Origin of the sequence: Streptomyces sp. Alt3 (assembly GCF_030719215.1) — a bacterium.
GTDB lineage: Bacteria > Actinomycetota > Actinomycetes > Streptomycetales > Streptomycetaceae > Streptomyces > Streptomyces glycanivorans.
The window spans coordinates 630,268-643,388 of the sequence record NZ_CP120983.1 but is presented as its reverse complement, the minus strand read 5'-3'; the positions used below and the strand labels follow the sequence as shown (position 1 = coordinate 643,388).

General features: G+C 70.6%; 9 protein-coding genes. 5 read left to right on the top strand and 4 right to left on the bottom strand.

The genetic code is table 11. The features are described from left to right. Nucleotides 1-80: 80 nt before the first annotated feature. Both P8A20_RS02930 and P8A20_RS02925 read left to right on the top strand, forming a co-directional pair. Nucleotides 81-1,088, top strand: coding sequence for an MBL fold metallo-hydrolase (locus P8A20_RS02930; protein WP_147961804.1), 1,008 nt, complete (start codon nucleotides 81-83; stop codon nucleotides 1,086-1,088). Nucleotides 1,089-1,729: 641 nt separating this feature from the next. Next, entirely contained in the window at nucleotides 1,730-2,518 is a 789-nt protein-coding gene (locus tag P8A20_RS02925) for an AfsR/SARP family transcriptional regulator (RefSeq protein WP_147961803.1), read from the top strand. Nucleotides 2,519-2,677: 159 nt separating this feature from the next. On the opposite strand, the gene P8A20_RS02920 is transcribed toward P8A20_RS02925, so the two are convergent. Continuing rightward, on the bottom strand, nucleotides 2,678-2,971 hold the full coding sequence (locus tag P8A20_RS02920; protein ID WP_147961802.1) for a transporter: 294 nt from the start codon (nucleotides 2,969-2,971) through the stop codon (nucleotides 2,678-2,680). A gap of 71 nt (nucleotides 2,972-3,042) precedes the next feature. Continuing rightward, the gene (locus P8A20_RS02915; protein ID WP_306102789.1) at nucleotides 3,043-7,032 is read right to left on the bottom strand and encodes a golvesin C-terminal-like domain-containing protein; all 3,990 of its coding nucleotides are present in this window, start codon (nucleotides 7,030-7,032) and stop codon (nucleotides 3,043-3,045) included. A gap of 305 nt (nucleotides 7,033-7,337) precedes the next feature. Between P8A20_RS02915 and P8A20_RS02910 the strand changes: the two genes are divergently transcribed. Then, complete coding sequence (locus P8A20_RS02910; RefSeq protein ID WP_306102788.1) at nucleotides 7,338-8,999, top strand: ABC transporter substrate-binding protein; 1,662 nt, start codon at nucleotides 7,338-7,340, stop codon at nucleotides 8,997-8,999. Nucleotides 9,000-9,050: 51 nt separating this feature from the next. On the opposite strand, the gene P8A20_RS02905 is transcribed toward P8A20_RS02910, so the two are convergent. Next, entirely contained in the window at nucleotides 9,051-10,517 is a 1,467-nt protein-coding gene (locus P8A20_RS02905; protein ID WP_306102787.1) for a LysR family transcriptional regulator, read from the bottom strand. Nucleotides 10,518-10,679: 162 nt separating this feature from the next. Then, nucleotides 10,680-11,423, bottom strand: a complete 744-nt coding sequence (locus P8A20_RS02900) for an SDR family oxidoreductase (protein WP_147961799.1) — start codon at nucleotides 11,421-11,423, stop codon at nucleotides 10,680-10,682. A gap of 242 nt (nucleotides 11,424-11,665) precedes the next feature. Here P8A20_RS02900 and P8A20_RS02895 point away from each other — a divergent pair, with 242 nt between their 5' ends. Beyond that, nucleotides 11,666-12,898 carry a cytochrome P450 gene (locus P8A20_RS02895; RefSeq protein WP_147961798.1) on the top strand — a complete coding sequence of 411 codons (1,233 nt, stop codon included), beginning with the start codon at nucleotides 11,666-11,668 and terminating at the stop codon, nucleotides 12,896-12,898. Next, nucleotides 12,895-13,107, top strand: coding sequence for a ferredoxin (locus P8A20_RS02890; RefSeq protein WP_371605938.1), 213 nt, complete (start codon nucleotides 12,895-12,897; stop codon nucleotides 13,105-13,107). The genes P8A20_RS02895 and P8A20_RS02890 overlap by 4 nt, the downstream gene beginning before the upstream one ends. Nucleotides 13,108-13,121: the final 14 nt, after the last annotated feature.

Below are 13,121 nucleotides of genomic sequence, written 5' to 3'. Positions count from 1 at the left end.
CCGCTGACTCAAATGCGCCGCCCCACCCCGACTGCTCCGTAGGGTGACGGGTGATCAGCACAACGTGAACGAGGTGGCGCATGAGTCAGTCGCGAAGGTCGGTTCTCCAGGGCGCTCTGGGTGCGGGGGTGGCGGGGCTGCTGGTCGGTGGCGCCGCCCCGCTGCCGGCCGCCCGCCCCCGGCAGGCTCCGAAGGGTGCCGAGCTCGGCCTGCGCTGGCTGGGTGTCGCGGGCTGGGAGCTTTCCTTCGGGGGCCGCAGCGTGCTATTCGACCCGTACCTGAGCCGCATGCCCTACGCCGACGCGGACGGCGGCCTCGATCCGGCGCTCCCGCTGCGTCCGGACACCGAGGCGGTGGAGCACGTGGCGGAGAAGGGGCTGACCGGGGTGCCCGAGCTGATCCTCGTCAGTCACGGGCACTTCGACCACCTCGCCGACGTGCCGCACCTGTTGTCGCGGCCGGGCTGGAGCGGACGACGCGTGCGGACACTCTGCGACACCACGTCGCGCCACCTGCTCGAAGCCATGGGGACGCCGGCGCACCGCATGGCCGACGTGGTGGCGGTGAACGGGGGAGACCACCTCCAGTTCGACGGTTACAGCGTCGAGGTGTTCCGCAGTCTGCACAGCAGGCAGCAGGACTACACCTCCTTCGCCCCCGGAACGCGCGACGCCGTCCCGGCGCGGCCCCGGACCCTCGGCGACCTGGTCGAGGGGCAGACGCTGGCCTTCCAGGTGTCCGTCGAGGGCGGCCCGTCGGTGCTGCTGACCGGCACCAGCAACGTCGCGGAGCGCGAACTCGCGGGCGCGCGGCCCGACGTGGCGGTGATCGGGATGAGCGGGTACGCGGCCGTCCACGGCTATCCGGACCGGCTGCTCGCCGCGCTCGGGTCGCCGTCCCTGATCCTGCCCTGTCACCACGACGACATGGTGACCCCGCTGGGCAGCTCCGGGATCTCCGGCACGGCGTCCTCCGACGCGGTGGCCGCACTGACGCGGGCCGTCGAACGCCAGGGCTGGGCAGGCGGCACGCGCGTGCTGGCCCCCCGGCACCTGGAGCTGCTCGACGTCACCGGGGCGACCGCCTGACCGGCTTCCCCGGCACCCCGCACGGTCTCCCGGCCCGACCGGCTCTCATGCCCGATCGGCTCTCATGGCCGGTCGGGCCTGCCGACCGTCGCTTTTAGGTGCGTCCGACGGCGGCCCACGGCCCCTCGACGCGCGGGTTTTCGCCATCACTGGACTAGTCCACTGAAAGTATGGATCTTGGTCCGGATAGATGCGCTGGGTAATCACACTCTCCACACGTGATCCCCATCGGCTCCACAGTGGACGCACATGCTCCGCAAGAGCCCTACGCTTCCGGGGGTCGTGACCGGCCGTGCGGGGTGGGCCGGGGGCCGCGGTGACTACTCCGTGCGATACGCGATCATGCATTCCCGGCCGCCCTGATCGCCGCGAGTTATCCGTGGATTTCCTGCCCGCACGCTTTGGGGGTTCATCACGCGGTGGTTTTCAGCCGCACCGGTCAATGCCTCGTTGACGCGGTGGAGTTGGCTTATTACTGTCCCGACTGGACAGGACGGAACCTCGCTACGCGCGTAGTGACCGCAGTCATGATCACTGTATTCGCTTCACCGGCGGGCGCATCACACGGCATTGCGTTGCACAAATCCAGCAGTTCATGGCACCAAGAAGAGTCGTGGACAGGCAGAACGGGAGACCCCCCTGTGGTCGGCGTGCAGATTCGTATATTGGGTCCGATCTCGATGATTTCCCAGAACGTTCCGGTCCCCCTCGCCGGACAGCGGCAACTCAGGGTTCTCACCGCCCTCGCACTTGTGTCGGGCAGAACCGTCAACACTCCCGAACTCATCGCCCAGCTCTGGGGCGAGCATCCACCCCGCACCGCCCCCGGTCAGCTGCAGACGAGTGTGTGGATGATCCGCCGCTCGCTGGCCTCGGTCGGCGCGCCGCAGGAAACCGTCCTGTCGACGGCTTCCGGATACCAGCTCGACCCCGCCCACTGCGAGATCGACAGCGATATCTTCCGGCGCAATGTCGCGACAGCGAAGAAGCTGGTTCGTGCAGATCTCAAGGAGGAGGCACTCGACCTCCTCAAGGACGCCCTTGCCCTCTGGCGAGGCCCCGCCCTGGCCACGATATCGAGCTGCGCCCTGCAGACACGTGCCGCCCGGCTCGAAGAGGAGCGGGTCGCCGCACTGCAACAGCGTATTGGCCTGGAAATAACTCTGGGGCAATATGAGGAGGCCATCGTCGAACTCACCGACCTCATACTCCTCCATCCCCTCAGGGAAGAGCTGTACGCGCATTTGATGCAGGCGCTCTATCTCTCCGGGAGACAGGCCGACGCCCTCGCCGTCTTCCGAAGAGCCCGCAGCACGCTGACCGATGAGCTGGGCATCTACCCGGGCCCCAGGCTGACCACGCTGGAACGGGCGATCCTCCGCCAGGACGCCGACCTGCTCTCGGCCGTGCCAGGGATGGCCCGGCGCTGACCCCGCCCGACCACGACCGCGTTCCCCGGCGCTGACCCCGTCCGGGCACGACCGCGCTCCCGGGTGCTGAACCCGTCCGACCACGACCGCGCTCCCCGGCGCAGAAGCCGGGGAGCGCGGTCGTGTGTCACGGGCGGACGGCGGGGGTGCGCCCGCGCGTCACGGGCCGAAGCCCGTCGAGGCGACGGCCGCGGCGCCGCCCAGCACCACGACCTGCACCGCCACCGTCGTCCAGGCCCGCACGGCGGCCGCGATGCCGGCGGAGACCAGCAGGGCGACCAGGCACACGAGTGCGGCATCCGAGGCCTCACGGCCGACCGCGCCACGGTCCGGACTGCCCGTCAGGCCGCCCGAGACGATCACGCCGAAGAGCAGGACCGTCAGCAGGGCGGCGTCCAGCAGGAGCAGCACCAGGGCCGCCCCGATGTCGCCACGACGGGACACGGGTCTCATCGTTCACCTCCTGTGGAGCGGCGTGCCCTCCCCGCCCGGGGAGGGCACGCCGGTGTCGCAGGGTCGGAGAGTCAGAGCCCCATGCCCTGCATCGTCCGTTCCAGTGAGTCCGCGTACAGCCGGGCTCCTCCGACCTTCGGGTGGAAGGACTGCGCGGAGGCGCCGAGTTGCAGGATCGGCCAGTCGATCGCGGGCTCGTCGCTCTCCACCAGGTCCAGGACGATGCCGTGGACCTGCTCGGGGTCACCGCAGACGGCCTTGCCCGCGAAGTTCTGCGCGGGGTTGGAGTACCAGGCCTTGGTGCCGGCGGCCTTGGCGTCGTCCACGGCGCCCTGCATCTCGGTGGCGAGCGTGGCGGCCATGCCGTTCAGCCAGGGCGCCTCCCCGGTGCCGATGCCGGGAATGCACTGCCCGGACCTCTCCAGCAGCGGCGGGTAGCCCATCAGGACGATCTTGGCGTTGGGCGCCTTCGCCTGGATCTTCTTCAGCGCGTCCGTGATGGCCGGCCGCACGCGCTCCTTGGCGAGACGCTCGGCAGCCACGCCGACGTCCAGGCCCTGGTAGGCCGCGTCGTCCACATGGGAGTCGTCGTCCTCGAACTTCTGGTCCTGGCACAGGGTCGGCCAGCCCACACCGCCGAAGATGCACTTCTGGATGATGTAGGCGAACCGTGCGTCGTTACCGCCGATGGAGATCGTCACCAGGCTGGTGTTCTGGTCGAGGTAGCCCTTGGACAGCTGGGGCAGCTCGCCGTTCTCGCCGACGCTCGCGATGTTGTAGGTGCGGGCGCCGGAGCAGGCGATGAGGTGGTAGTCCAAGGCCGCGGACCGGGCGTCGTCCATCGAGCCCACGGACGCCGAGCGTCCCGGGATCGTGGCCTGGCGGGACCACGTCTGCTTCGAGCGGTGGCAGGCGTTGCGGGTCGAAGGGTTGCTGGAATCGCGGTAGTTGGTCTCCCTGTAGTAGTCGACGCCGCCGGCGGCCGAGGCGCCCTCACCCGAGGAGTAGGAGTCGCCCATCGCGACGACCATGTCCTTGGGCTTGGCCGACAGGGGCTGGAAGCCCACCGCGTCCCAGGCGACGTCCTCGGAACCGCTGCCGTCGGCCGCGTGCGTGGAGAGCGACACCTTCGGGGTGGAGGTGAACTGGAACACCCCGAGGGAGACCCACTTGTTCTCCAGGACGCGCTGCGGGGTCACACGTACCGGACTGGTGCTGTTGGTCCCCGAGACGGTGTACGAGGCCTGCCGGGTGTGTGCTCCGTGGTCGGGGAGATGCACCCATACCCGGGACCAGCCGGTCATGCCGTTGGTGAGGGTCCAGGTGCCGGTGGTCTTCATCCGGGCGCCCTCGGCGGTCGCCTGGTTACGGGTGTGGGCGAACCAGAAGTGGTTGCCGTAGCCGGCACCGATCTGGTGGGTGTCGATCTTGCCCGGGTAGTTGGCGCCGTCGGCGGTGAAGGTGAAGCCGAAGGTGCCCGGCGAGGTCATCGCCCCGCAACTACGTCCCGACGAGCCGGTGGGGGTGACCCCGGAGGCGACGTCGTCGACCACGTAGGTGCCGGAGGGCAGTCCGCTGGAGCACCGGGGCGGGTACGCGTTGCCGTCGGGCTGTTCGGGATAGGTGGCGTCGAAGCGGTGCAGGGCGTATCCGCAGGCCCCGGCCTGGCAGCTCTTCCACTCGGCCTTCTTGTTCCACCAGCAGTGCAGGAAGAACTCGTCGGACGGGTTGTTGAGCTGGCACGCTCCGTTGGTGTCGGTGTCACCCTCCTTGATCTTGCTCGGGTCGCAGTTGTTGGAGGAGTCGCAGAACAGTCCGACCGGCGGCTTGGCCAGCGTCCGCTGGTCGGTGGCGGTCCACCAGGCGGCGCGGTACCCGGGCTGGAAGTCACCGGGGGCGAACATGGCGGAGATCGGACGGGCCGCCCAGCCGATCACCTTCTCCTGGTACGGCCAGTCCTGCGGGTGGGCGGCGTGCGTGTAGTCGTCGCCACCCGCGGCGCTCTCCAGGAAGGGGGTGCGGTTCGCCTTCCACAGGGCGTTGGCCGGGTTGTTGGTGTAGCCGACGCCCCAGTGGCCGCCGTGCGAACCGGCGCTGGACTGGGGGTAGAAGCCTGAGTTGTACGCCCAGAGGGCGAAGAACCAGTTCTCGATGTACTCCGGGCTGCCGCCGTTGACGGTCATGCCGGCGCCACGCGTCTGGTTCCACTTGTCGACCAGGATGTTGACGCCCGCGGCGATGTTCGCCGTGTAGTCGAGGGCGATGGCCTCCTGCTTCTGCACGGAGAGCGCGGTCTCGCCCGGCTTCTCGCGACCGGCCTTGCGCATGCCGTCGGTCACCTGGACGATGCCGTAACCGCAGTCCGCGGAGGCCCAGTTGATCGCCCACGGGTCCGAGGACTGGCCGTCGGAACCATGGCTGATGCCGTAGTAGTTGCCGATCAGCGTGTTCGCCGTGACACCCGGTACGGCGAAGCGGGTGGCCTGCCACATGTTGGATTCCTGGGCGGTGATGCCCAGCATCACCTGTGCGGGGATGTGGTAGCCGTCGGACGCGTCAGGCGTGCCGTTGGGGTCGCCCGACATCGTCTTCAGAGGGAAGAGGGACTGCGGCTGGTAGGCCGACATCCCGGTGTTCTTCCAGTTGGCGGCCCGGGAGATGTGGGAGTTGAGCTTTCCGACCACGGCCTGGTCCACCGCCCACTCGACCTGGCGCGGGGTCGGCTGGAAGGCCTGCTTCTTGACGTCTCCGCGCGGCACCGAGCAGTAGCGCTCGTCCTCGACCGGATTGGTCGGTGAGGCGGCCGCGAGCTTCGGGGTGGCCGCCGTGGTGCCGCCGGTGAGTGCCGGAGAGGTGGCGAGCCCCTCCGCCGTCTTCGCGGTGGAGCCGACCGTCGTACCCGGCCGGGCGTCCAGGGTGACCTTGTGCCCCGTCTTCAGGATCTTCATCTCGGTCCGGGCGGTCCGCGCCGAGGCGGCCTCCTGGGGAGAGACCCTGGAGTCCTTCCCGTCGGCCCAGGCCGTGGTGACGGCTGCCGAACCCCGCGTGGACAGGGCGGCTCCCTTGGCCACCCCCGCGGGCATGCTCACGGACGCGGGCAGGGTACCGGCGGCCTCGGCCGTGCCGGTGACGTAGACCTTGCCGGTGCGGGCGGAGCGGGCCAGGTCGAAGTCGGTGAGAGCGCCGGTGGCCAGGCGCTGCGTGGAGCCGCCGGCCGAGGAGGTGCCGAGGAGCGCGGCCGGGGCGCGGCGGACCTCCGCCCGTTCGGTCGTGACCTTCGTTTTCGCGGTCTTCATGGTGCTGCCGGGCCGGTCGATGTAGACGACCGAGCCGTCACCGGCGGCGGTGAGCTGGAAGGGGACACCGGCGGTGCGGGCGGCGACGCGTACGTCGCCCGAGGAGCCGACCTTGACCAGCCGGGCGCCCTGCGCGGCGGCGTAACCGTCGGCGACGGGCACGGCGGACGTGACCTGGCCCGGCAGCTCCAGCGGCTTCGCGGCCTTGCCGCTCGCCGTGTCCACGCCGATCAGACGGGTCTCGTTGCGCTTCGAGTCGTCGTCGGAGAACTGGGAGAACACCGCCTTCTCCGCGGTGCCGCAGCCGGGCGAGAAGTAGCTCAGGCTGGACTGCACGTCGAGCTTGGTGACCGTGCCGGTCGTCAGGTCGACGACCGCGGTGAAGGCCCCGCGGGTCATCAGCTCGGGCTTGTTGGTGAAGGTGCGGGGTGCGTAGGTGACGGCGGCGCGCTTGCCGGAGGCCGTGAGGCAGGCGTTCCCGATCCAGGTGTCGGTCTCGAAACCGGGCTCGGAGAGGGTCGCCGCGGTCCGCCACCGGTAGCCGTCGTCGGCTGCGGCCACCATGACGTGGAAGCCCGTGGCGTCACCCGAGGTGGTCCACGCGAGGTCGTCCGAGGTGCGGTGACCGGACCCCAGGACGGCGGCGCGGTCCTCGGCGGGCACGGCCTCGGGGAGTTCGGCGGGGCCGGGCTTCGCGGCCTTCGCCTCGTCCTTCTGGGACCAGCCCTGTGCGGCACCCGGGGGAGGGGTGGGGGTCTTGGCCACAGACAACGACGGGTAGCCCGCCAGGAGTGCTGTCGCGGCGACGGTTATGACAGGTATATGCCATCTTTTTCTTCGGGACACGTTCTGCTCGCTCTCGCCTACGCCCGCGTCGCGCGTGAGGAAGCGGGCGTCCGCTTCGCGCGTGGGGGGACGCGAGCACATCAGCTCCGGCTCTTCACCCCCTCTCACCCCTCTCTTCCGCTATACCGACCGGCCGTCGGCTATGCGCCCGTGCCCGACGCGCCGTCCGGGAACCCCGGGCCCCCGCAGAATGACGCGGACATCACCGCGAGAAGGGCTGGGACATGGAGACCGAACAGTCGGGCACCACCGGCTTCGACGCCGCTGTCGACGGCGTGGTCGCCCCGACCGACGAGCTGGGCGGGACCCTCCGCCTGGTGCGCACCGACGACTTCGACTCGCTCGACCCCGGCAACACGTACTACGCCTACACCTGGAACTTCCTGCGCCTCGTCGGGCGGACCCTGGTGACCTTCGACACCGCGCCCGGCAAGGCCGGCCAGCGGCTCGTACCCGACCTGGCGGAGTCGCTCGGCGAGAGCTCCGACGGCGGAAGGACCTGGACGTACCGGCTGCGCCCCGGCCTGCTCTACGAGGACGGCACCCCCGTGGTCGCAGCGGACGTCAAGTACGCGATCGCCAGGAGCAACTACGGTACGGACGTGCTGGGTGTCGGCCCCACCTACTTCCGCCACCTGCTGGGCACCGACTACGGAGGCCCGTGGCGGGAGCCCGAGGTGGACGGGCCTGTCACCGTCGAGACCCCGGACGACCGCACCCTCGTCCTCAGACTGGCCGAACCCTTCGCAGGGATGGACCTGCTGGCCACCATGCCGAGCACCACACCGGTCCCCAGGGACCGTGACACCGGCATCGGATACCGGCTCGGCCCCGTGGCCACCGGGCCGTACCGCGTCGAGTCCTACGAGCGCGGGCGACTGGTGGTCCTGGAGCGCAACCCGCACTGGGACCCGGAGACCGATCCCGTACGCCGGCAGCGGGCCGGACGCATCGAGGTTCACCTGGGCAAGGACCCGCACGAGGTCGACCTGATGCTGCTCTCCGGCGAGGCGCACATCGACCTCGCGGGCTTCGGAGTCCAGCCCGCCGTCCAGGAGCGCATCCTGGCCGACCCCGAGCTGCGGGCCAACACGGACAACCCGCTGACCGGCTTCACCTGGATCTACTGCCTGTCCAGCCGGATCGCGCCGTTCGACAACGTGCACTGCCGCCGCGCGGTGCAGTTCGCCACGGACAAGGCCGCCATGCAGGAGGCGTACGGAGGACCCGTCGGCGGCGACATCGCCACCACGATCCTCCCGCCGACCATCGACGGCTACCAGCCCTTCGACCGCTACCCCGTCGGCGAGGACGGCACCGGCGATCTGGAGGCTGCCCGTGCCGAACTGGCCCTGGCCGGCATGCCGGACGGGTTCCGCACGAAGATCGCCGCCCGTAAGGACCGCCTCAAGGAGTACCGGGCGGCCGAGGCGCTGTCCGCGGGGCTCGCCCGTGTGGGCATCGAGGCGGAGGTGCTGGACTTCCCGTCCGGCGACTACTTCGACCGCTACGGCGGCAGCCCCGAGTACCTGCGCGAACACGGCATCGGGATCATCATGTTCGGCTGGGGTGCGGACTTCCCCGACGGGTACGGCTTCTTCCAGCAGATCGTCGACGGCCGCGCGATCAAGGAACGCGGCAACCAGAACATGGGCGAGCTGGACGATCCGGAGATCAACGGCCTCCTGGACCAGGGGGCGGTCAGCGGGGACCCCGCGGAACGCGCGGCCATCTGGCACCGGATCGACCGGCTGACCATGGACCACGCCGTGATCGTCCCCTACCTCTACCCGCGCTCGCTCCTCTACCGCCACCCGGACGCCCGCAACGTGTTCGTCACCGGGTCCTTCGGGATGTACGACTACGTGGCGCTCGGCGCGAAGTGACCGGCCGGCGGGGGTGGCGGGCGGACTCCGCCCGCCACCCCCGCCCCTGTCTCAGCCCCGGCCGGCGACCGCGGGCCGGGCCGCGCCGCGATCGGCCCGGCCGCCACGCCCCACGCCCGCCCGGGGCGAACGGTGCGCACGGCGCTGCGTGCCGCCCGGCTCGGCCGGCGGCACGGCTTCCCCCTGGCGCGTGAGGCCCACCGCGTGCAGTTCGGCCTCGAAGGACTCCAGCCGGCCCAGGAACTGCCGGGTCGGCGCCGTCAGGTCCGTACCGCGCGAGCTGCGCAACAACAGACTTGCCCCGAGGCGGAGTTCGAGCCGGTGGATACGCCGGGTGAGAGCCGACTGGCTGATCGAGAGAACCGCTGCGGCACGGTTGATGCTGCCGTGGTCCGCCACCGCCCGAAGCAGGTGAAGGTCCTCCACGTCGATCTGGGCCGGCTCGGCGGGCAGCGCCGGAGGGATCCGGAGACTGTGCACGGCGTCCTCGGTGCGCCGGGCCAGCTCCGCCCGCTGCCCGCGCAGCCAGTCCGCCCACCACGGATCGCGCAGCAGGTCCCCGTGCCGCTCGGTGAACCTGCTCAGGCAGCGGTCCGTGAGCAGCGCGGCCAGCTGCTGCGCCAGAGCGCCGGGAACGACGGCGGGATCGACCAGAAGGCCGGCGGCGCGTCGCGGCCGTTCCCTCAGCGAGCGGCGCACCAGCGAGGGGGCGAACACGGCCGGGCAGGCCGGCGAACCCAGCCCGACTGCGTCACCGCGGCGCAGCATCCCCCGCGCCACGGAGGCCCCGGCGACCTGGATGCGGGCGGGCGGAGTGAGACCGGCGGACTGGTAGACCCGGCTGACCAGGACCTCCCCACGGGGGCCTGCCTCCGACACCCAGTTCTCGTCACTCAGATCGGCGAGGGAGACGGTGTCACGGCCGGCCAGCGGATGCCCGACGGGCAGTGTCACCCAGAGCGGGTCGTCGAGGACGTCATAGGTGCGCACCGTGCGGTCGACCGCGTGCGAGAGGACGTCCAGACCCCAGGTGTGCGCGGCGTCCACCCGGTAGCCGTCGAGCTGTCTGAGCACCTGCAGGGGCGTGTCATGGCTGACCGACAGAAGGATGCCCAGGGTGTCGGCCGCGTCCTCGACCAGATCCTCCATCAGCGGTTCGGCGGTGGCGATGTCCAGGATGCGGGGCGCGTTCAGGGCCTCGGTCCCGCGTCCGTAGATCTCGGTCTGGACCGCCTGGTCGACCTGCCGGAAGAAGCGCCGCCCCGCCACCAGAACCCGGGCGCCTTCCGTGCTCAACCGGGCGGTACGCGTGTCGCGCAGCGTCAGCCGCAGCCCGGTCGCCTGGTCCAGCCGGTCGAGCCGCCGCTCCGCGGCCGGCGCTCTCAACCCCGCCCTGCGAGCCGCCTCGGCGAGGTCGCCGCACTGTCCGATCGCGTCCAGCAGTCGAAGATCCGGACGCGACAGGGGCAAGCGCGTCAACCGGTCGGGAACGGAGGGCACGTGTATCGCAGAAGGCACGGACGGCTTCCTTACGGTTATGGATGACGCCTCTTCTTCACCTGTGACGGCCTGATGCGGATCACGTTAGGCAGGCGTTCTCTTCGCTCACTCCTCTCGCCCGGCGCGCCCCGGACAGCACGACGGCGGGCACCCACTCGGGGCGCCCGCCGGAAGGACGGTTCAGGCCTGGTCGGTGGGGCGGATGAAGATCTCGTTGACCGTCGCGTGCGGGGGAGCGGTGACCGCGTACAGCACCGCGTCGGCGATGTCCTCGCTCTGCAGCTGACGTATCTTCGCCACGCGTTCGGTGATCGCGGCCTTGGACGGCGCGTGTGTGATGTGCTCGCGCAGTTCGGTTTCCACGGTGCCCGGCTCGATGACGACCACCCGCACCCCGCGTTCGGTCACCTCCTGGCGCAGCCCTTCGCTGAACCCGTTCACGGCGAACTTGGTGGCGTTGTACACCGCGCTGCCGCGTCCGACGACCCGGGCGGCGATGGACGAGATCTGGACGATCGTCCCCTGGTTCCTGATCAGTTCGGGGAGCGCCGCGTGGGTCACGTACATCAGGCCCATGACGTTGGTGTCCATCATCCGGGTCCAGTCGGTGGTGTCGGCGTTCTCCACCGGACCCAGCAGCATCAGCCCCGCGTTGTTGACCAGGATGTCGAGCCGGCCGAGCCTCTCGGTCGTGGACCGGACGGCGGCGGCCACGGCCTGTTCGTCGGTGACGTCCAGTTCGAGGACCAGGACCGTGCCGCCCTCGGCCTCCAGTTCGTCGCGCAGTTCCTCGAGCCGGTCGACGCGTCGCCCGGCGACGGCGACGGAGGCCCCCGCCGCGGCAAGGGCGCGTGCGGTGGCACGGCCGATTCCTGAGCCTGCTCCTGTGACGAGTGCGACGTGTCCCTCTAGCGATGAACTCATGTGGTCCTCGTTCTCGGGGTGGTGGGCCGGACCCGTGAATCCGGCCGAAAGGCGACGGTGCGGCGCGCCGAACGTACCAGCCGGTCCGGCGCGCGGTGAACGGTTTCCGGAGCCCCCGGTTATGTGCGTTCGTGGCCGGTTATGCGGGTCGCGCCACCCCGAAGGGGAGGGCGTGGGACGGGCGGTGAGGATGGGGCCGCTACTTCACGTCGGCATGCCCGTGCAGCGATAGGTGGGACTCCATGACGCAGGACGCAGCATCCCCGAAGGCGACCGCAGTGCCGTCCTATCCGATGGAACGCGTCTCCCCGATCGATCCACCGCCCCCGCTCGCGCTGCTGAGGTCCGGTCCGGCCGCGAGCCGCATCACGATGTGGGACGGCAGCCAGGTGTGGCTGGTCACGGCCCATCCGCACGTGCGCGCGGTGCTCGGCGACCGCAGGTTCACCGCGGTGACCAGCGCGCCCGGCTTCCCGATGATGACGACCACGTCCCCCCTGGTGCGGGACAAGCCCCACACAGCGTCCTTCATCCGCATGGACGACCCCGACCACTCACGGCTGCGGTCCATGCTCACCCGTGACTTCCTGCACGGCAGGGCCGAAGCGATGCGGCCCGTGCTGCGGGAGCACCTGGACGAGATGCTCGGCGAACTGACCCGGGGCGAGCGCCCGGTCGATCTGGTGCGCGGCCTGACGATCCCCGTCCCCTCCCGGGTGATCGCCCTGCTCTTCGGCGTGTCCGACGAGCAGCGCGAGCTGATCGAGAACCGCGCGGGAATCCTCATCGACCGCGGCTACCCGCCCGCGCAGGTCGCCGCCGCACGCGACGAGCTGGACGGCCTGCTGCGCGACGTGGTCGAGGAGCGCATGCGGATGCCCGAGCCCGGCGACGACCTGCTGAGCCGTCTCGTCGTCGACCAGGTGCGCACGGGCAACCTGACCGTCGAGGAGATGGTCCCGATGTGCCGGCTGCTGCTGGTCGCCGGACACGGGACGACGACCAGCCAGGCCAGTCTCAGCCTGCTGAGCCTGGTCACCGACCAGGGGCTGGCCGAGACCCTGGCCAAGGACCCCGAGCTGCTGCCGAAGGCGGTCGAGGAACTGCTGCGCTACCACTCCATCGTGCAGAACGGCCTGGCCCGTGCGGCGCTGGAGGACGTGGAACTGGGCGACGTGACGATCCGGGCCGGCGAGGGAGTGGTCGTGTCCCTCTCGGCCGGAAACCGCGACGAGTCGGTCTTCCCCGACCCCGACACCCTGGACCCGGGGCGCGACGCCCGCCGCCATCTCGCCTTCGGCCACGGTATCCACCAGTGCCTCGGCCAGTGGCTGGCCAGGGTGGAGCTGGAGGAGATGCTGGCCGCCGTGCTGCGCTGGATGCCCGGCGCCCGCCTCGCCGTACCCTTCGCCGAACTGGACTTCCGGCACGAGGTGTCCAGCTACGGGCTCGGCGCGCTCCCGGTGACCTGGTGAGCGCCGGCCGACTGCGCGTGTCCGTGGACACGGACGCCTGCTGCTCCATGGGCAAGTGCGCGGCGACCGCACCCCAGGTCTTCGACCAGGACGACGACATCGGTGCCGTCGTCCTGCTCCAGGCCGAACCACCGCCCGAACTGCACGAGACGGTCCGGCTGTGCGCCGACCTCTGCCCGTGCGCGGCCATCACGGTCACCGAGGACTGAACACCACCGGCCGG